General features: G+C 69.5%; 1 protein-coding gene. It reads left to right on the forward strand.

All coding sequences use genetic code 11. The features are described 5' to 3' along the window. Positions 1 to 23 precede the first annotated feature (23 nt). On the forward strand, positions 24 to 1,317 hold a 1,294-nt coding region (locus JHN45_RS51980), incomplete at its 3' end, for an FG-GAP and VCBS repeat-containing protein (RefSeq protein ID WP_201056505.1).

A 1,317-nucleotide genomic window follows, 5' to 3' on the forward strand; every position in this document is an offset into this window, starting at 1 on the left:
CATCAAGAAAGGTAGGACCCCGCATGCAGCAGTACCTGCGACTCGCCCTCGCGACGGCCGCCGCGGCCACGCTGACGGGCGGTCTGCTCACCCTCTCGGTGACGACAGCAACCGCCGCCGACTCCTTCAAAATCGCGAAGGCCGACTTCAACGGCGACGGAATCGGTGACATCGTCGCCTCCGCGCCCGGTGCCTACGTCGCCGGAAAGGCCGACGCCGGCCAGGTCGTAGCCCTGTACGGAACGGCCACCGGAGTGTCGTCCACGAAGCGTTCGACGCTGAGCCAGAACTCCGGCAACGTGCCCGGTACCGCCGAGAAGGGCGACTTCTTCGGTTACTCGACGGCGTACGCCGACTTCAACGGCGACGGCTACGACGACCTCGCCGTGGGTTCGCCGTACGAGAAGGTCGGCACGGACACCGACGGCGGCGCCCTCGCGATCCTGTGGGGCTCGAAGAGCGGCCTCACCGGCAAGAGCAGCGACGTACCGGACCCGGCCGTATCCGGGCACGACAACTGGGGCCAGACCCTGGCCGCCGGCGATTTCGACGGTGACGGCAAGGCGGACCTGGCGGTGGGCAGTTCGGCCGCCACCATCTATGTCTACAAGGGCGGCTTCAGCAGTTCCACCGGCAAGCCGGGCGGCCGCTACACGATCAAGCCCCCGATCCACGCCGGCACGACCGGTTTCCCGTACGGCCCGAAGCACCTCACGGCCGGTGACGTCAACGGCGACGGCCGCACCGACCTGGTGGTCGACGGCTTCGAGACGCAGACGTCCAACGGCTGGAACACCAACTACTACGTGCCGGGCGCCGCGAGCGGCCTGAGCATCGCAGGCGTACGGACCCTGAAGCCCGGCGTCGTCACCGGCATCGGTGACATCAACGGCGACGGTTACGGCGACATCGTCAGCGGCGCCGGCTGGGACGCCACGACCAGCGACGGTACGACCATCCCGGACTCGGCGACCGGCGGCAGGGTGAACATCACCTACGGTTCCGCGTCCGGCCCCGCCTCCACCACGGGCATCACCCAGAACTCCGGGAACATACCCGGCAGTTCGGAGAAGGGCGACGCCTTCGGCTGGGACCTGGACCTGGGTGACGTCAACGGCGACGGCTACCAGGACGTCGTGGCCTCCGCCCCCGACGAGGACCTCGGCGCCGCCACCAACGCCGGCATGGTCACGGTCATCTACGGCTCCGCGAGCGGCGCCAACGTCACCACGGGCGTCCAGTCCTTCGCCCAGAGCACGGCCGGCGTGCCCGGCGCCGACGAGAAGAACGACCTCTTCGGCGCCGGGCACGCCGGCC

Origin of the sequence: Streptomyces sp. MBT53, assembly GCF_016654115.1 — a bacterium.
In the GTDB taxonomy this organism is placed as follows: Bacteria; Actinomycetota; Actinomycetes; order Streptomycetales; family Streptomycetaceae; genus Streptomyces.